The sequence below is a fragment of the Prescottella subtropica genome (assembly GCF_005434945.1).
GTDB lineage: Bacteria > Actinomycetota > Actinomycetes > Mycobacteriales > Mycobacteriaceae > Prescottella > Prescottella subtropica.
Genome location: NZ_SKCH01000006.1, coordinates 35,373 through 52,033, shown reverse-complemented (window position 1 = coordinate 52,033; position 16,661 = coordinate 35,373). Strand labels below are relative to the sequence as shown.

General features: G+C 70.3%; 17 protein-coding genes. 9 read left to right on the top strand and 8 right to left on the bottom strand.

The annotated features are described in order from the left end of the window. Positions 1-24: 24 nt before the first annotated feature. Positions 25-726, bottom strand: coding sequence for an IclR family transcriptional regulator (locus E0497_RS08135; RefSeq protein ID WP_137724295.1), 702 nt, complete (start codon positions 724-726; stop codon positions 25-27). A 120-nt stretch (positions 727-846) separates the two neighbouring features. Between E0497_RS08135 and leuC the strand changes: the two genes are divergently transcribed. From leuC to E0497_RS08120, 3 genes are all read left to right on the top strand, one after another. After that, positions 847-2,280: a 3-isopropylmalate dehydratase large subunit gene (gene leuC, locus E0497_RS08130; protein ID WP_170312907.1), complete on the top strand. Its 1,434-nt coding sequence runs from the start codon at positions 847-849 to the stop codon at positions 2,278-2,280. Positions 2,281-2,306: 26 nt separating this feature from the next. Further along, positions 2,307-2,918, top strand: coding sequence for a 3-isopropylmalate dehydratase small subunit (gene leuD, locus E0497_RS08125; protein ID WP_137724293.1), 612 nt, complete (start codon positions 2,307-2,309; stop codon positions 2,916-2,918). A gap of 156 nt (positions 2,919-3,074) precedes the next feature. After that, positions 3,075-3,833 carry an HU family DNA-binding protein gene (locus tag E0497_RS08120; protein WP_137724292.1) on the top strand — a complete coding sequence of 253 codons (759 nt, stop codon included), beginning with the start codon at positions 3,075-3,077 and terminating at the stop codon, positions 3,831-3,833. A gap of 112 nt (positions 3,834-3,945) precedes the next feature. Here E0497_RS08120 and E0497_RS08115 read toward each other — a convergent pair whose 3' ends face one another. From E0497_RS08115 to cofC, 3 genes are all read right to left on the bottom strand, one after another. After that, a complete protein-coding gene (locus tag E0497_RS08115; RefSeq protein ID WP_241665789.1) occupies positions 3,946-4,860 on the bottom strand; it encodes an NUDIX hydrolase in 915 nt (304 codons plus the stop codon). A 97-nt stretch (positions 4,861-4,957) separates the two neighbouring features. Continuing rightward, positions 4,958-7,174 carry an RNA degradosome polyphosphate kinase gene (locus tag E0497_RS08110; protein WP_137724291.1) on the bottom strand — a complete coding sequence of 739 codons (2,217 nt, stop codon included), beginning with the start codon at positions 7,172-7,174 and terminating at the stop codon, positions 4,958-4,960. 51 nt (positions 7,175-7,225) lie between these two features. Then, on the bottom strand, positions 7,226-7,942 hold the full coding sequence (cofC, locus tag E0497_RS08105; protein WP_137724290.1) for a 2-phospho-L-lactate guanylyltransferase: 717 nt from the start codon (positions 7,940-7,942) through the stop codon (positions 7,226-7,228). A 137-nt stretch (positions 7,943-8,079) separates the two neighbouring features. Between cofC and E0497_RS08100 the strand changes: the two genes are divergently transcribed. Together E0497_RS08100 and E0497_RS08095 are read left to right on the top strand one after the other, a co-directional pair. Then, a complete protein-coding gene (locus tag E0497_RS08100; protein WP_137724289.1) occupies positions 8,080-9,078 on the top strand; it encodes an NAD(P)H-dependent glycerol-3-phosphate dehydrogenase in 999 nt (332 codons plus the stop codon). Positions 9,079-9,147: 69 nt separating this feature from the next. Beyond that, a complete protein-coding gene (locus E0497_RS08095) occupies positions 9,148-10,254 on the top strand; it encodes a D-alanine--D-alanine ligase family protein (protein ID WP_137724288.1) in 1,107 nt (368 codons plus the stop codon). A 28-nt stretch (positions 10,255-10,282) separates the two neighbouring features. Here E0497_RS08095 and E0497_RS08090 read toward each other — a convergent pair whose 3' ends face one another. Next, a complete protein-coding gene (locus E0497_RS08090) occupies positions 10,283-10,894 on the bottom strand; it encodes a DUF3515 domain-containing protein (protein WP_137724287.1) in 612 nt (203 codons plus the stop codon). A gap of 1 nt (position 10,895) precedes the next feature. Next, positions 10,896-11,141 carry an Lrp/AsnC ligand binding domain-containing protein gene (locus tag E0497_RS08085; protein WP_137724286.1) on the bottom strand — a complete coding sequence of 82 codons (246 nt, stop codon included), beginning with the start codon at positions 11,139-11,141 and terminating at the stop codon, positions 10,896-10,898. Between the two features lie 116 nt (positions 11,142-11,257). On the opposite strand from E0497_RS08085, the gene E0497_RS08080 reads away from it, so the two are divergent. The 3 genes from E0497_RS08080 to E0497_RS08070 are packed head-to-tail and all read left to right on the top strand — an operon-like array spanning position 11,258 to position 13,464. Then, positions 11,258-12,256, top strand: a complete 999-nt coding sequence (locus E0497_RS08080; RefSeq protein WP_137724416.1) for a thiamine-phosphate kinase — start codon at positions 11,258-11,260, stop codon at positions 12,254-12,256. A gap of 9 nt (positions 12,257-12,265) precedes the next feature. Next, a complete protein-coding gene (locus E0497_RS08075; RefSeq protein ID WP_137724285.1) occupies positions 12,266-12,790 on the top strand; it encodes a gamma carbonic anhydrase family protein in 525 nt (174 codons plus the stop codon). Next, positions 12,787-13,464, top strand: coding sequence for a uracil-DNA glycosylase (locus E0497_RS08070; protein WP_137724284.1), 678 nt, complete (start codon positions 12,787-12,789; stop codon positions 13,462-13,464). Before E0497_RS08075 ends, E0497_RS08070 begins: the two co-directional genes overlap by 4 nt. Positions 13,465-13,526: 62 nt before the next feature. On the opposite strand, the gene E0497_RS08065 is transcribed toward E0497_RS08070, so the two are convergent. Next, the gene (locus E0497_RS08065) at positions 13,527-14,321 is read right to left on the bottom strand and encodes an enoyl-CoA hydratase/isomerase family protein (RefSeq protein ID WP_137724283.1); all 795 of its coding nucleotides are present in this window, start codon (positions 14,319-14,321) and stop codon (positions 13,527-13,529) included. Positions 14,322-14,466: 145 nt separating this feature from the next. Then, complete coding sequence (rpmB, locus tag E0497_RS08060; RefSeq protein WP_137724282.1) at positions 14,467-14,658, bottom strand: 50S ribosomal protein L28; 192 nt, start codon at positions 14,656-14,658, stop codon at positions 14,467-14,469. A gap of 318 nt (positions 14,659-14,976) precedes the next feature. Between rpmB and E0497_RS08055 the strand changes: the two genes are divergently transcribed. Next, entirely contained in the window at positions 14,977-16,653 is a 1,677-nt protein-coding gene (locus E0497_RS08055; protein ID WP_137724281.1) for a DAK2 domain-containing protein, read from the top strand. Positions 16,654-16,661 lie beyond the last annotated feature (8 nt).

The following is a 16,661-nucleotide window of genomic DNA, read 5'->3' as shown; positions in this document are numbered from 1 at the left end:
ATTGCGGACGCTCGGGGAGTGCCGTCAGAGTCGCTTGTGGAGGGCTTCCGCCGCGGCGAGGAGATCGGCGGCCCAGCGGGCGCCCGGCCGTCGCCCCATCCGGTCGATCGGCCCCGACACCGAGATCGCGGCGACGACGGTCCCGGCCGCATCACGGACCGGTGCGGCGACGCTCGCCACCCCGGCCTCGCGTTCGGCGGCGCTCTGCGCCCATCCGCGCCGGCGGACCTCGGCCAGCACGCGGTCGCCGTACGCGGCCTCGGGGAGAATGCTGCGCTGCAACTGCGGGTCGGCCCACGCGAGGAGGACCTTCGCACCCGAGCCGGCCGTCATGGGCAGGCGGGCGCCCACCGGGACGGTGTCGCGCAGGCCCGCCGGCGGTTCCACCGAGGCGACGCACACCCGCTGGATGCCCTCGCGGCGGTACAGCTGGACGCTCTCGCCGGTGATGTCGCGCAGGCGGGGGAGGACGAGTGCTGCCGCGTCGACGAGGGTGTCGGTGGCCTTCGCGGCGAGTTCGGCGAGGCCGGGTCCGGGGCGCCACAGTCCGTCGGTGTCGCGGGCGAGGAGGCGGTGGACCTCGAGGCCGACCGCGAGCCGGTGCGCGGTGGCTCGGGGCAGGCCGGTCCGGGTGCACAGTTCGGTGAGGCTGCAGGGCTGTTCGGCCACGGCGTGCAGCACGCCCATTGCTTTGTCGAGTACCCCGATGCCGCTATGCTGTCTCATAGGTCGATACTCCGTTCTCGCATATTGGGATCATAGCCGATGGGCGTCGCGGAGGGGCCGGCACATCACGCGACACGGGTCAGCCCTGGATTCCCGCGGCGCGGCATCGAGATTGCAGAGGTGGAGAAGATGGCTCACAGAGGACGCACACTGGCCGAGAAGGTGTGGGACGAGCACGTGGTCGTGCGCGGCGAGGGAGAGGGCTCGGCGCGTCAGCCCGACCTGATCTACATCGATCTGCACCTCGTCCACGAGGTCACCAGCCCGCAGGCGTTCGACGGGCTGCGGCTCGCCGGCCGGACGCTGCGCCGCCCCGACCTGACGATCGCCACCGAGGACCACAACGTCCCCACCGTCGACATCGACCGGCCGATCGCGGACCTCGTCTCGCGCATGCAGGTCGACACCCTGCGACGCAACTGCGAGGAGTTCGGGGTGCGCCTGCACCCGATGGGCGACCTGGATCAGGGCATCGTCCACGTCGTCGGCCCGCAGTTGGGTCTCACCCAGCCGGGCATGACCGTCGTCTGCGGTGACAGCCACACGTCCACCCACGGTGCTTTCGGTGCCCTCGCAATGGGAATCGGCACCAGCGAGGTCGAGCACGTGATGGCGACGCAGACGCTGTCGCTGCGGCCGTTCAGGACGATGGCCGTCACCGTCGACGGCGAACTGGCGCCCGACGTCACGAGCAAGGACCTCATCCTCGCGGTCATCGCGAAGATCGGCACCGGCGGCGGGCAGGGTTACGTCATCGAGTACCGCGGTGAGGCCATCCGGAAGCTGTCGATGGAATCGCGGATGACGATCTGCAACATGTCGATCGAGGCGGGTGCCCGCGCCGGCATGATCGCGCCGGACGAGATCACCTACGAGTTCGTCCAGGGTCGCCCGCACGCGCCGCAGGGTGCCGACTGGGATGCCGCGGTCGCCGCGTGGGAGCAGTTGAAGACGGACGACGATGCGGTGTTCGACGCCGAGGTCCGTATCGACGGTGCGTCGCTGACGCCGTTCGTGACGTGGGGCACCAACCCGGGGCAGGGCGCGCCGCTGGGGGCCGCGGTGCCGAACCCGGCCGACATCGTGGACGAGAGCGAACGGTTCGCGGCGGAGAAGGCATTGGCGTACATGGGATTGGAGGCGGGCACCCCTCTGCGGGAGATCGCCGTCGACACCGTGTTCGTCGGTTCCTGCACGAACGGCCGGATCGAGGATCTGCGCGCGGTGGCCGACGTCCTGAAGGGCCGACGCGTCGCCGACGGTGTACGGATGCTGATCGTGCCGGGTTCGATGCGGGTGCGGGCACAGGCGGAGGAGGAGGGTCTCGGTGAGATCTTCACCACCGCGGGGGCCGAATGGCGTCAGGCGGGTTGCTCGATGTGCCTCGGCATGAACCCCGACCAGCTCGCACCCGGTGAGCGGTCGGCATCGACGTCCAACCGCAATTTCGAAGGCCGCCAAGGAAAGGGTGGACGCACCCACCTCGTCTCCCCGGCCGTCGCGGCGGCGACCGCTATCCGCGGCACGCTGGCTGCACCGGCAGATCTGGCATAGGGCGCAAGGGAACTAGGAGAACAACGATGGAAGCCTTTACCACTCACAAGGGAATCGGTGTTCCGCTGCGCCGCTCCAACGTGGACACGGATCAGATCATTCCGGCGGTCTACCTGAAGCGTGTGACCCGCAGCGGTTTCGAGGACGGACTCTTCGCCGGATGGCGCTCCGATCCGGAGTTCATCCTCAACGTCGCCCCGTACGACCGGGGTTCGGTTCTGGTGGCGGGCCCGGATTTCGGTACGGGTTCGTCGCGCGAGCACGCAGTGTGGGCGCTGTCGGACTACGGTTTCCGCGTCGTCATCGCGTCGCGCTTCGCGGACATCTTCCGCGGCAACGCCGGCAAGGCCGGACTGCTCGCCGCGCAGGTCGAGCAGTCCGACGTCGAGACGCTGTGGAAGCTGCTCGACGAGCAGCCGGGACTCGAACTGGTGGTCAATCTCGAGGACAAGACGGTGACCGCCGGAACCATGGTGGTGCGCTTCACTATTGACGACTACACGAGGTGGCGGCTGCTCGAAGGGCTCGACGACATCGGCCTGACGTTGCGCCAGGTAGACGCGATTTCGGAGTTCGAAAAGTCAAGGCCGTCATGGAAACCTGCGACTCTGCCCGCCCGAGTCGCGGACGACAATTGACGCAATCGGACAGCTGACGCGGCCCCTCGATCCCTCTCGGATCGGGGGGCCGCGTTTGGTGAGAATCACCGTGGCACATAGACTCTTGCCGATTTCGGGTTTACCGTAGTTCGTAGTCGGTCCGACGGTGGGCCACAAGTTTTCGGAGGAATTTCCATGAACAAGGCAGAGCTCATCGATGTTCTGACCGAGAAATTGGGCACGGACAGGCGCACTGCCAGCGATGCTGTCGAGCACGTCGTCGACACCATCGTGCGTGCGGTCCATGCGGGTGAGAGCGTCACCATCACCGGGTTCGGCGTCTTCGAGCAGCGTCGCCGCGCTGCTCGTGTCGCACGTAACCCGCGGACGGGCGAGACCGTCAAGGTCAAGCCGACGTCGGTGCCGGCGTTCCGCCCGGGTGCTCAGTTCAAGTCGCTCATCGCGGGTGGACAGAAGCTTCCGTCCAGCGGCCCGGCCGTCAAGCGCGGTGCCGCCGAGCCCGTGAAGAAGGCTGCCGCCAAGAAGACCGCAGCCAAGAAGACCGCAGCCAAGAAGACGGTCGCCAAGAAGACCGCGGTCAAGGCTCCGGCCAAGACGGTCGCCAAGAAGACCGCGGTCAAGGCTCCGGCCAAGACGGTCGCCAAGAAGACCGCGGTCAAGGCTCCGGCCAAGACGGTCGCCAAGAAGACGGTCGCGAAGAAGACTGCGGTCAAGGCTCCGGCCAAGACGGTCGCCAAGAAGACCGCGGTCAAGGCTCCGGCCAAGACGGTCGCCAAGAAGACGGTCGCGAAGAAGACTGCGGTCAAGGCTCCGGCCAAGACCGTCGCCAAGAAGACGGTCGCCAAGAAGGCGGCGGTCAAGGCTCCGGCCAAGACCGCGGCCAAGAAGACCGCAGCGAAGAAGGCTCCAGCGAAGCGCACCGCCCGCAAGTGATTCCTGTGTGAACAGGCGCTGCGGCGTTCGCGTCGAACGGAATACTCCGTAACCGACTCGGCGGCCACGGGTTCTCCCGTGGCCGCCGAGTCGTGTTCGGAGAGCGAATGTTCTAGTGCGCGGTGCGCACGACGGGCAGCGGGCTGTCGAGGTGATCGGCCGCGACGAGTCGGCCATCCGACAGCGACAGGACCCACACGCTGGCCTTGCGGTTCCGGGCCGGCGGCAGGGCGACACCGTCGCGATCGGCCCACCACTGCAGGAGATCGGGGATGACGCCGCCCTGACTGGAGATCACCTGCACGCCGCCGAGCGCGGCGATCTCGAGGACACGCGCGTGGGCCGCGGCCGGGTCGGCGGCATACCCCTCTTCCGACAGCAGCGGTTCGATCCGTACCGGGACCCCGATCGTCGCGGCGAGGGGGTCGACGGTCTCGACGCAACGGGTGCGGTCGGCGGACGTGATGTCACTCGCCCCGAACGCGTGTAGCTGGGGGACAAGGGCTTCCGCCTGGAGCTGACCCTTGGTCTCGAGGGGGCGGAGGGTGTCGTCGCCGCTGTACGTCTTGCGGCTGCCGGCCTTCGCATGCCGGACGAGCAGCACCGTCGTCGTGTCCGCGGGTAGTTGCGCGAACCGCCGCAGGATGGTCCGGTCCATCGGATACGAGAGTTGCTCGGGTACCGCGTCCGGGGCCAGCCAGCGCAACTCGTCGACCTCGTCGTTGGGGACGAATTCCCCCGAGACCGCCTCGGCCGCCCAGTATTCGACCCTTTTCAATTTACGATGCCCGGGTATCGGATAGGTCACACCCGACAGATATCTTCCCAATTGCGCGTCGAGCCCGGTTTCCTCGCGAATCTCCCGCACCGCCGCAATGATCGAGGTTTCACCGGGGTCGAGTTTCCCCTTGGGAAACGACCAGTCGTCGTACCGGGGACGGTGGATGAGAGCGATCTCGATCTCGTCCGGATTCGATGGAGACTTCCGCCACAACACGGCCCCTGCTGCGAAGATATTCGCCTTCACGGGTTTACCGATCGTCGGATTGTCGGGGTGAGGATGCTGGGGACTCAAAGGAATCGTTCCTTCCGTCGACCACGGCCGGTACCGGTCCACGATGCGGTCATCCGTTGACCCGGCGGCGGCGCATCATCTCTTCCTGATGCTCGCGCACCTTCTCGCCGCGGGCAGGGGAGGCCTGCCAACTGCTGTCGGCCTGCAGCACCCAGCATCGCGTCGTCGGATCGAGCGCGGATTCGAACATCTCGTCGAGCTGACGGGTCAGCCGCGGATCCTTGACCTGTGCCATCACCTCGACGCGCCGATCGAGGTTGCGGTGCATCATGTCCGCGCTGCCGATCCAGAACTCGTTCGTGCCCCGGAAGTGCATGATGCGGGAATGTTCGAGGAATCGGCCGAGAATCGAGCGGACCTCGATGTTCTCGCTCAGCCCCGGGACCCCCGGCTTGAGTGCGCAGATGCCGCGCACCACGATCCGCACCGGGACACCGGCCCGGGACGCCCGGTAGAGGGCGTCGATCACCTGTTCGTCGACGAGCGCGTTCGCCTTCAGTCGGATTCCCGCCTCCCGGCCCGACTTCCGGTGCGCGATCTCGGCCTCGATCCGGTCGATGATGCCGCCACGGACCCCGTAGGGGGCGACGAGGAGATTGCGGTACTGCGACTTTCGTGAATAGCCGGTCAGCGAATTGAACAGGTCCGTGAGGTCGGCCCCGATCTCCGGTGCCGCGGTCAGCAGGCCGACGTCCTCGTACAGTCGTGCGGTCTTCGGGTTGTAGTTGCCGGTACCGATGTGGCAGTAGCGGCGGATCGTCGACCCTTCCCGGCGGACGACCAGGCATGTCTTGCAATGCGTCTTGAGTCCGACGAGTCCGTACACGACGTGGACGCCGGCCTGCTCGAGCTTGCGCGCCCACTTGATGTTCGCCTGCTCGTCGAAGCGGGCCTTGATCTCGACGAGGGCCACGACCTGCTTGCCCGCCTCGGCGGCGTCGACGAGCGCGTTGACGATCGGTGAGTCGCCCGACGTCCGGTAGAGCGTCTGTTTGATCGCGAGGACCTGGGGGTCGGCGGCGGCCTGCTCGATGAACCGTTGCACGCTCGTCGAGAACGAGTCGTACGGATGCTGCACCAGTACGTCGCCGTCGCGCAGTGTGGAGAACACGCTCTTGGGGGTCTCCCGTTCCCCGAACGCGGGATGCGTCGCGGGAACGAACGGGGCGTCCTTGAGGTTCGGCCGGTCCACACCGTACACCTGCCACAGGCACGACAGGTCGAGCAGGCCGGGCACCTGGATGACGTCACCGGGGTCGACGTCGAGTTCCCGCAGCAGCAGTTCGAGCATGTGCTCGGTCATGTCGTCGGCCACCTCGAGCCGGACGGGGGAACCGAACCGGCGCCGGGCCAGTTCGCGTTCGAGGGCCTGCAGGAGGTCCTCGTCCCGGTCCTCCTCGACCTCGAAGTCCGCGTTGCGGGTGACCCGGAAGGCATGGTGTTCGACGACCTGCATGCCGGGGAAGAGGACATCGAGGTGCGCGGCGATCAGATCCTCGGTGGGCAGGAACGCGGGCACGGCACCGGGGGCGCCGGCGGTGCGGGTGACCCGCGTGAACCGGTCGACGTTGTCCGGCACCTTCACCCGCGCGAAGTGCTCGCCGCCGGTGGTCGCGTCCTTGACCGTCACCGCCAGGTTCAGGCTCAGGCCGCTGATGTAGGGGAACGGGTGCGCCGGATCGACGGCGAGCGGGGTCAGGACCGGGAACACCTGCTCGTGGAAGTGCGCGGAGAGTCGGCTGCGTTCGGCGGTGTCGAGATCGGACCAGCCGATGATCGAAATGCCCTCACCGGAGAGTGCCGGAAGGACCGCGTCGAGGAACACCCGCGCATGCCGGTCCGCGATCTCCTGTGTCCGAGCACCGATCAACGCCAACTGTTCTCGCGGTGACAGGCCGTCGGCCGAGCGGACGGACAGCCCGGTTTCGTCGCGGCGCTTGAGTCCGGCGACGCGCACCATGTAGAACTCGTCGAGGTTCGACGCGAAGATCGCCAGGAACTTCGCGCGCTCGAGAAGCGGCAGCGAGGCATCCTCCGCGAGTGTCAGGACACGCGAGTTGAAGTCGAGCCAGCTCAGCTCCCGATTGAGGTAACGATCGGGCGGCAGTCCGCCGTCGGGGCTGCCGGTCGGTGTCGCGGCCGGTGGCGCGGCCGGGATCCGCGGCGACTGCGGACCTCCCGTCACGGTCCTGCGATCGGCATCGGAACCGTCGTCCGCTGTCGGCCCGGCGTCTGTGCGTGGTTCGACTGCTCTCCCGTTGGTCACGTGTCGATCATCCCTCGAGAATCCCAGGCGAGACAATCGATCACGCGCCGTTCACGGCTGCGGCGAGTACCCGACACCCGGCGTACACGCGAGGCCGTCGAGGACGACGCGCGTGCAGGGACCCGCACCGAGGCGAGCGACCGCGGCCAGATCGGCGACCGTGTCCACGTCCTGCCGCAGGCCCGGCCAGTCCCCGTCCAGGGCGAGCGCACCGGAGGCGACGTGCCGGGCCGCGGAACCCGTGCCGAACCGCGGGGCGAGCCGGCGACCGGGGCCGCACGCGAACAGAGCCGCGGTGCCGGTACCGGTGTGGTCCACCACGATTGCCCGCCCGACCCGGCGGGCCGAGGTGAGCGCATCCAGCAGTTCGCGGCCGCACAGCGCCGGCAGATCGGCCTGCAGCGCCACCAGATCCGCGGCGGGGGACCACACGAGGACGTCGTGTGCGGCGGCAGCGAGAGCCGTGTTGAGACCGGACTCCCCGGTGTCCGCGGGACACGGATCCGGCAGATAGCGGACACCGTGTGCGGCGGCGATCGCGGCCACCGCCGGGTCGGGACTCACGACCGTCACCCCCGATCCGGGGTCGGCACCGAACCCGGCCCCGGTGAGCGTGGTGAGCGTGTCGTGCAGCATCGCCGCCACCAGCGCGGTCCGGTCGCCGGGGGCGAGATGTTCGGCCAGGCGCGACTTGGCCAGGCACAGTTCCTTGACCGCGACGAGGACATGCGTGTGTACCGCCCGTCCGGCTCGGTGCTCCGCGTCCATGCGCGCAATAGTGCCAGCCGCCGCGTCGGGGCCGCACGACCGGCGACGGGGTGCGACGGCGGGATATCGTGTTCGGCGAGCGGTCGGTGCGGTGCGCGGCCGGGAGCGGAACGGCATGAGCGGATCGGAGGGGCGGCGTGAGCAAGGCTGCAGTGCTGGGGGCTGGTTCGTGGGGGACCGCATTCGCGAAGGTCCTCGCGGACGCGGGCACCGACGTGACGTTGTGGGCGCGGCGCGCCGAGATCGCCGACGCCGTCGTCGCGCGGCACGAGAACCCCGACTATCTGCCCGGCATCACGCTGCCCGCCACGGTGACCGCGACGGCCGACCACGAGGAGGCGCTGGGCGGGGCGGATCTGGTGGTGCTCGCGGTGCCGTCACAGTCGTTGCGCGGCAATCTCGAACGCTGGTCGGGTGCGATCGGCCCGGACGCGACGCTGCTGAGCCTGGCCAAGGGCATCGAGAGCGGCACCCTGCTGCGGATGAGTGAGGTGATCTCCCAGGTCGCCGCGGTCGATCCGGCACGGGTCGCGGTGCTGTCGGGGCCGAACCTGGCCCGCGAGATCGCCCTCGGTCAGCCCGCCGCCACCGTCGTGGCGTGCACCGACGAGGCGCGCGCCATGGCCGTCCAGAAGTCGTGTGCCACAGGATATTTCCGTCCGTACACCAACACCGACGTGGTCGGCTGCGAGATCGGCGGCGCGTGCAAGAACGTGATCGCGCTGGCGTGCGGGATGGCGTCGGGCATCGGACTGGGTGAGAACACCGTCGCGAGCCTGATCACCCGGGGCCTCGCCGAGATCATCCGGCTCGGGGTCGCCCTCGGTGCCAACGCGGCGACCCTCGCAGGCCTCGCCGGGGTCGGCGATCTGGTCGCGACGTGCACGTCACCGCTGTCCCGCAACCGCTCCTTCGGGGAACGACTCGGCCGCGGCGGATCCCTCGAGAGCGCGCAGGCCGCCACCAACGGGCAGGTCGCCGAGGGCGTCAAGTCCTGCACGTCGGTGCGGGCACTCGCCGCCGCGCACGGTGTCGAGATGCCGCTCACCGATGCCGTGCACCGGGTGTGCCACGAGGGGATGTCCGTGCACGACGCCGTCGGCATGCTGCTGGGTCGCCGCGTCAGACCCGAGTGACCGGCGACCGTCGTCCGGGGTGTTCGGTCGGTTCGGTCGCAGGCGCCCCGCAACGGTACGGTTTGGGGCGTGAACAATCCGCGTACCAGGGTCGCCGTCGTCTTCGGTGGCCGCAGTAACGAGCATTCGGTGTCCTGTGTGTCCGCAGGCAGTGTCCTGACGAACCTCGATCCCGAGCGCTACGACGTCGTTCCCGTCGGGATCACGACGGACGGTGCGTGGGTTCTCGGCTCCACCGATCCGGCGTCGCTGGCGATCCGGGACCGTTCGATGCCGACGGTCGACGCGACCGGGGCGGCACTGGCGCTGACTGCGGACCCCACCCGTGCGGGTGCGCTGGTCGCGCTCGACGAGACCGAGAAGAGCCGGACCCTGGCATCCGTGGATGTCGTGTTCCCCGTCCTGCACGGTGCGTACGGGGAGGACGGCACCATCCAGGGCCTGCTCGAACTCGCGGGCATCCCGTACGTCGGTCCCGGTGTGCTCGCGAGCGCCGCCGGCATGGACAAGGAGTTCACCAAGAAACTGCTGGCCGCCGAGGGGCTGCCCGTCGGCTTCCAGGTGGTGCTGCGCCCCGGCACCGAGACGCTCACCGAGGAGCAGAAGCAGCAGCTGCAGCTGCCGGTGTTCGTCAAGCCGGCCCGCGGCGGGTCGTCGATCGGCATCACCCGCGTCGCGGACTGGGCCCGACTCGACGAGGCCGTCGCGGAGGCGCGCCGACACGACCCGAAGGTGATCGTGGAGTCCGGCATCGTCGGCCGTGAGGTCGAGTGCGGTGTCCTCGAATTCGCCGACGGCGACGTCCGCGCGAGCGTGGTCGCCGAGATCCGGATGCCGGACACCGACGGCGACGACTCCGCGTTCTACGACTTCGACACCAAGTACCTCGACGACGTGTGCGAGTTCGACGTCCCGGCCAAGCTCGACGACGACGTCAGCGAGCAGATCCGGGAACTGGCGGTCCGCGCGTTCCGGGCACTCGACTGCCAGGGCCTGGCCCGCGTCGACTTCTTCGTCACCGCCGACGGCCCGGTGATCAACGAGATCAACACGATGCCCGGGTTCACGTCGATCTCGATGTTCCCGCGGATGTGGCAGGCGGCCGGTGTCGAGTACGCCGACCTGGTGTCGACGCTCGTCGACACGGCCCTCGCGCGGGGCACCGGACTCCGGTAGACCACCGGAGCCCGGACCCGGGGGTGTCCTACGACCCGGGTACGGGTGCCGGATCGAGCGGCTGCGCCGGCAGCACCTGCGCGACGGCCGCGGACGCGTCCTGCAGCGGCGTCGGACCCGACCCGTTCGGGACGGTGAGCGCGACGTACACACCGCGGTCGACGGCGTACCACGTGCTGGCGTCGATGCCCTGCGGGGCGCCGGAGATCTCGAACCACTGCACGCCGTCGACGACGCTCAGCGCCGCCGCCTGGTCGAACTCGGGCGGCCGCGGCAGACCGCAGCGCAGCACGACGGGGTCGCCCTCGGCCTGCTGCCATGCGGCGGTCGCCTCGGGTGCCGGGTCGCGCAATTCGGCGCGGGTGTAGTCGCCGAGATTCTCGGGCAGCTCGGCCATCAGGGTGCCGCACTCCGGTGACGTTGCCGCAGGCGCTTCGACGGGACCGAGTCCGACCGGTTCGAGGGCCGGGGAGCGGTTCGCGATCGCGGCGGCGGCGATGATGCCGATGACGAGTGCCACGGGCAGCGCGACCGCGGTCGCGATCAGCGCCGGGTGCCGCTTCTCGGCGGTGCCGGTGTCGTCGTGCTCGGTGCCGTCGTGTTCGGAGGGGGCGGGGGCAGGGTGTTCCGGTTCAGCCATCTCAGTTCTCGGTCGGTGCGGCGGGTGCCGCGATCTGGCAGGTCAGGATGCGGGTGATGCCCCGGACCTTCTTCATGTCGTCCACGACGTCGGACACCCCCGTCGAGGCGGGCGCGCCGACGCGGGCGATCACGTCGTACGGTCCGAGGACGTCCTCGGCGGAGGTGACACCGGGAATCCGGGAGAGTGCCGCCGCGACCGCGGCGGCCTTGCCGACCTCGGTCTGGATCAGTACGAAAGCCTGCACCGCGGGTCCGTCCCTTCCCGTCGTCGCGCGCTGTCACCTCGGTAGAGTCACCGCATCTAAAAGGTACCGGACCGCACTCGAACGACCCAGCACTCGAACGACCCAGGGAGAACATCATCGACGCCGCGCGCGCACCGCAGGACGACACCGGCCGGACCGTCGCGCAGGTCGGTGAGTTCGCCGTCATCGGGCGTGCCGTGCAGGGGCGCCGGCAGCCGGCCACGACGCTGCTCGGTCCCGGGGACGACGCCGCGCTCGTCCGCGCCGGCGACGGCCGGGTGGCGGTGTCTGCGGACATGCTCGTCGAGGGCCGACATTTCCGGTTGGACTGGTCGACACCCGAACAGGTCGGGCGGAAAGCGGTGGCGCAGAACGGCGCGGACATCGCGGCGATGGGCGGACGGCCGACCGCGTTCCTGGTGTCGCTGGGCTGCCCCGCGGACACCCCGGTGGCCGTCGCGGCAGGCATCTCGGACGGGCTCGGGGAGGCGGCGGAGGCGCTGGGCGCCGGGGTCGTCGGGGGAGACCTGGTGCAGTCCGATGCGGTGGTGGTGTCGGTGACGGTGCTCGGCGACCTCGAGGGCCGGGCGCCGGTGCTGCGGTCGGGGGCGCGGCCCGGTGACGTGGTCGCGGTCGCGGGCACGCTCGGCCGGTCGGCGGCGGGCCTGGCGGTGCTGCTCGCCGGCCGCGGGCAGGAGTCGCTGTTCGCGGCGGTGGTCGACGCCCACCGGGTGCCGACCCCGCCGTACGGCGCCGGTGTCGATGCGGCCCGGGCCGGAGCGCACGCGATGACGGACGTCTCCGACGGTCTCGTCGCCGACCTCGGGCACATCGCGGACGCGTCCGGCGTCCGGATCCGCCTCGACCGCGGCCTGCTCGGACCCGGCCCGGACCTGGCGGCCGCGGCCGCGGAACTGGGCGCCGATCCGTTCGAGTGGATCCTCACCGGCGGGGAGGATCATGCGCTCGCCGCGACGTTCCCGCCGCGGACCGCGCTGCCCGACGGCTGGACGGTGATCGGTGACGTCACCGTGGTGGGGGACGGTCCGGCGGTCCTCGTCGACGGACGGGAACGGCCGGCGTCCGGCGGTTGGCAGAGTTTCGACGCCCGATAGGTTGCACGCATGGCTATCTATGCACTCGGTGAGCGCGAGCCGGACATCGCGCCGGACGCCTACGTCCACCCCGACGCGGTCGTGATCGGCGCGGTCACCCTCGGCCCGGGCGTCTCGGTCTGGCCGGGCGCCGTCCTGCGCGGCGACTACGGCACCATCAGCATCGGTGCGGGCACCAACATCCAGGACGGCACCGTCGTGCACTGCACGTCGATCGACGCGACGGTCATCGGGGCGGGCTGCGTCGTCGGCCACAACGCGCACATCGAGGGCGCCACGATCGGCGACGACTGCCTCGTCGCGTCCGGGTCGATCGTGCTCAACGGTGCGACGATCGGCGCCGGGTCGGTCGTCGGTGCCGGGGCCGTGGTGCCCTTCAAGTTCGAGGTTCCGCCGCGCAGCATGGCGCTCGGCGTGCCGGCGAAGGTGCGTGCGGGCTACGAGGTCCCGGAGGGGCACCTCGACCTCAATGTGAAGCTGTACCAGGCGAATGCGGTGTACTACCGCGATGCGCTGCGGCGGATCGACGGATGACCGGCAAGCCCCTGACCGACCTCGTCGAGCCCGGGTGGGCGACGGCGCTGGCACCGGTGGAGAGCCGGATCGCCGAGATGGGCGAATTCCTGCGCGCCGAGAACACCGCCGGCCGCGGCTACCTGCCCGCGGGCGAGAACGTGCTGCGAGCCTTCACCCAGCCGTTCGCCGACGTCCGGGTGCTCATCGTCGGGCAGGACCCGTACCCGACACCGGGACATGCTGTGGGACTGAGCTTCTCGGTGGCCCCCGATGTGCGGCCCGTGCCGCGCAGTCTGAACAACATCTTCGCCGAGTACACCCGGGACCTCGGCTACCCGACACCGTCGAACGGCGACCTCACCCCGTGGGCGCGGCACGGCGTGCTGCTGCTCAACCGGGTGCTCACCGTCGAACCGGGAAACGCCGGATCCCATCGGCGCAAGGGCTGGGAAGCGGTCACCGAACAGGCCATCCGGGCGCTCGTCGCCCGCGGCACCCCGATGGTCGCGATCCTGTGGGGCCGGGACGCCGCCACCCTGAAACCGATGCTCGGTGACGTGCCGACCGTCGAATCCGCACACCCGTCACCGCTGTCCGCGTCCCGCGGCTTCTTCGGCTCCCACCCGTTCAGCCGCGCCAACACGCTGCTCACCGAACTCGGCGCCGACCCGGTGGACTGGCATCTGACCTGACACCGAACGGCCCGCCCCCGTCCGGTCGCGGACGAGGGCGGGCCGTTCGGTGTCCGTGGAACTCAGGCGCCGCGGACCGAACCCCAGTCGGGGCGGCGCTTGCCGACGAACGCGTCGACACCCTCACGCCCGGTCGGGCTGTCGGCGGCCGCCGAGATCGACGCGGTCTCGGCGTCGAGCTGCTCGGACAGCGTGGCGCCGCGGCTGCTCGTGAACAGGGTCTTGATACCCGCGTACGCCGCGGTCGGGCCGGCCGCCAGGGTGCGGGCGACGCGCAGCGCTTCGTCCTGCACCTGATCGTCCTCGACGATCCGGCTGAGCAGACCGAGGCGCACGGCCTCGTCGGCGCCGAGCACGGCATCGGTGAGGAGGATCTCGCGGGCCCGGGACGCGCCGACGGCACGCGGCAGCGTCCACGACATGCCGCCGTCCGGGGTGAAGCCGATCGTCGGGTAGGCGGGGCGCATCTTGGTGGAGGTGCCGCCGATCGCGACGTCGGCGAGGCACACGATGCTCATGCCTGCGCCGGCCGCCCAACCGTGGACGGCGGCGACGACGGGCAGCGGCGACGCGTCGAGGGCGCGCACGAACTCGTGGAACGCGGCGGCGATCTGTCCGACGTACTCGCCGCGGTTCTCGGCGGACCCGAACGCACGGACGTTGCCGCCGGCACAGAAGTTGCCGCCGTCTCCGACGAGCAGCACCGCGCGCACGCCGTCGGGAAGGTTGCGCAGTGCGGTCGTGGCGTCGGCGAGCCCGTCGACGTCGAGGGAAGTTCCGTCGGCGGACGTGGACACGGCCACGCGCAGGACGCCGTCCTCGATCCGGACATTGCTGGGTGCGTCAGTTGCAGTCACGTGGAGCACAGTAGCGGCCCCGCCGACCCGAGTCGGGAACCCGTCCCACCCAGCGACGACAGGGCCCGCTACAACAGGGAACAGCGAAGAACCCCCGACACCGATGGTGCCGGGGGTTCTTCGAGAACCGTGTCTGCGGGCTGGATCAGCCGCGGACGACCTTGCCTGCCTTGAGGCAGGAGGTGCAGACGTTCAGCCTCTTGGTGTTGCCGGGAGCAACCTGAGCACGAACGGTCTGGATGTTCGGGTTCCAGCGACGATTGGTGCGCCGGTGCGAGTGCGAGACCGACTTACCGAAGCCGGGGCCCTTGGCGCAAACGTCGCAGACGGCAGCCATAGTCGCGAACTCCTTGTGATAGTCAAACATTGTCTTGTTGCGGTGCCTTCGGAACACATACGGCTGGGCCGCTTGTGCGAGGCAACCCGACAAGGGTAACCGCACCCGGTTCGATTGGCCAAATCGCTGTATTCGCGACCGAAGAATCGGAGCCGAACCGTGTCGAAGACTGCACCCGACGGTACCCGCCCCCCGGTGCCGCGTGCACACCGGGTCCGTCGGTGCTCGCGGCTAGGCTTGCCGACGGGATCGAACCGGTCCGTGCACGACCACGGTCGACCGGAGAGAAGTCGACCAGTAGAGAAAGAGGACAGGCGCGTGCTCGAAGCCCCGGAGGCGATCGACGGCCCGGTGCTGCACCGGTGGGCCCGCGCATGCGTCACCGGTCTCGCGGAGCACTGCGACGAGATCAACGACCTCAACGTCTTCCCGGTCCCCGACGCCGACACCGGCACCAATCTGGTGGCGACGATGCGGTCGGCGGTGCGCGCCGCGGATGCGGTGCGCGACGGTGAACATGCCGGGGACGTCACCGCGGTTGCGGCGGCCCTCGCGCGCGGCGCGGTCGCGGGTGCGCGGGGGAACTCGGGGGCGATCCTGTCCCAGGTGCTGCGCGGCCTCGCCCGGGGGACGGCCGACTCGGCGGATCCCGGCCGACTCGACGGGGCGGGCCTGCGGTCCGCGCTGCGGCACGCATCCACCCTGGCGCGCGACGCGGTGAGCCGGCCGATGGACGGGACGATCGTGACGGTTCTCGCGGCCGCCGCCCACGCCGTCGAGACCGCAGCCCCGGACGTCGTCCTCCCCGATCTCGTGCGGACCGCCGCGGACACCGCGGCCGCAGCCCTGCTGCACACTCCCGCCCAACTCGACGTGCTCGGCGCGGCCGGGGTCGTCGACGCGGGCGGGCGGGGACTGGTGGTGATCCTGGACGCGCTCGTCGAGGTCGTCACCGGACGGGCCCCCGACCGCGCGCCGATCCCCACCCGGCGGGGACGGCCGGTACCGGACGGTGGGCATCCGTGCACGGACCCCCAGGACTGTCCGGTCGCGCCGGCGGCGGCCGACCAGGACTACGAGGTGATGTACCTCGTCTCCGGCACCGACAGTGACCGGATCGGGAAGCTGCGTGCGGTGCTCGGGACGATCGGGGACTCGGTCGTCATCGTCGGTGACGGCGCCGGTGACGACGTCGGGGCGTCGGCGACCTGGTCGGTGCACGTGCACTGCACGGACGCCGGCGCCGCTGTCGAGGCAGGGCTGACCGCCGGGGTGCTGTCGCAGGTGCGGATCACGTGCTTCGTGCTCGACGCCGCCCGGACCGCGACGACGGGACGCGGCCCGCGGGCGGTGCTGTCGATCGTCGCGGGGCAGGGGGCGGCCGACCTGTTCGCGCAGGAGGGCGCGCACGTGCTGCGGGCGGACGACGCGATCACCGGCGCCGACCTGCTGGACGCGATCCGTCGCACCGGCCGGCGGGACGTGACGGTGCTGCCCAACGGGGCGCTGCCGGCGCCGGACCTCGTCGCGGTCGGTGCGCAGGCCCGGGCCGACGGCCGCGAGGTCGTGTTCCTGCCGAGTTCGTCCACTGTCCAGGCGCTCGCGGCCCTCGCCGTGCACGACCCCGGCCGCATCGGCGTCGACGACGCGTACTCGATGTCGGAGGCCGCCGCCGCGGTCCGGTGGGGGTCGTTGCGGATCGCCGACGAACGAGCCCTCACCTATGTCGGCACGTGCGAACCGGGGGACTGCCTCGGCCTCGTCGGCCACGAGGTCGTCGTCATCGAATCCGATGTGGCGGCGGCCGGTCGGCGGCTCGTCGAACTGGTGCTGCGGGCCGGCGGTGAACTCGTCACGATCCTGTTGGGGGAGAAGGCGAGCGATGCGCTCGGGGAGCGGATCGCCGACCACCTCACGTCCCGGAACCCGGGTGTCGAGGTGATGGTGTATCGCGGTGGGCAGGGCTGCGACCTGCTGCAGTTCGGCGTCGAGTAGGAGACGGA

Bases quoted from the DNA above. Each gene is read 5' to 3' on its own strand.
- E0497_RS08135 (WP_137724295.1), bottom strand. From the start codon at position 726: ATGAGACAGCATAGCGGCATCGGGGTACTCGACAAAGCAATGGGCGTG.
- leuD (WP_137724293.1), top strand. From the start codon at position 2,307: ATGGAAGCCTTTACCACTCACAAGGGAATCGGTGTTCCGCTGCGCCGC.
- E0497_RS08120 (WP_137724292.1), top strand. From the start codon at position 3,075: ATGAACAAGGCAGAGCTCATCGATGTTCTGACCGAGAAATTGGGCACG.
- cofC (WP_137724290.1), bottom strand. From the start codon at position 7,942: ATGGACGCGGAGCACCGAGCCGGACGGGCGGTACACACGCATGTCCTC.
- E0497_RS08090 (WP_137724287.1), bottom strand. From the start codon at position 10,894: ATGGCTGAACCGGAACACCCTGCCCCCGCCCCCTCCGAACACGACGGC.
- E0497_RS08075 (WP_137724285.1), top strand. From the start codon at position 12,266: ATGGCTATCTATGCACTCGGTGAGCGCGAGCCGGACATCGCGCCGGAC.
- E0497_RS08070 (WP_137724284.1), top strand. From the start codon at position 12,787: ATGACCGGCAAGCCCCTGACCGACCTCGTCGAGCCCGGGTGGGCGACG.
- rpmB (WP_137724282.1), bottom strand. From the start codon at position 14,658: ATGGCTGCCGTCTGCGACGTTTGCGCCAAGGGCCCCGGCTTCGGTAAG.